This is a genomic window from Pseudomonas kitaguniensis (assembly GCF_049199985.1).
In the GTDB taxonomy this organism is placed as follows: domain Bacteria; phylum Pseudomonadota; class Gammaproteobacteria; order Pseudomonadales; family Pseudomonadaceae; genus Aquipseudomonas; species Aquipseudomonas kitaguniensis.
Genome location: NZ_JBLZPT010000074.1, coordinates 1 through 256, shown reverse-complemented (window position 1 = coordinate 256; position 256 = coordinate 1). Strand labels below are relative to the sequence as shown.

Below are 256 nucleotides of genomic sequence, written 5' to 3'. Positions count from 1 at the left end.
TCAAAGAACGCGGCGGCATAGCGGCATTGCGTGGCAAGCGCTCTAAAGAGAGCGTCAACCTGACCACCGGCGGCGTGCGGGCCAACCTCGACCTGGGCAAAGCGCAGCTAGGCCCGTCATGGCTGAGTTTGCGCGGCGGCCTGGCTTACACGCATGCCAGCGGCGACTTGCAATCCACTACCCAGGCAGCCTGGGACGGCGGACGCGTGATGAGCGTCAGCGGCGCGGCGTTGGACCGCCTCAGTACGCGATTGGA

1 protein-coding gene is annotated in these 256 nt (G+C 66.0%); it reads left to right on the top strand.

The annotated features are described in order from the left end of the window. The coding region (locus ACOZK9_RS27415; protein WP_421556989.1) for a hypothetical protein at nucleotides 1–256 on the top strand (256 nt) is incomplete at both ends.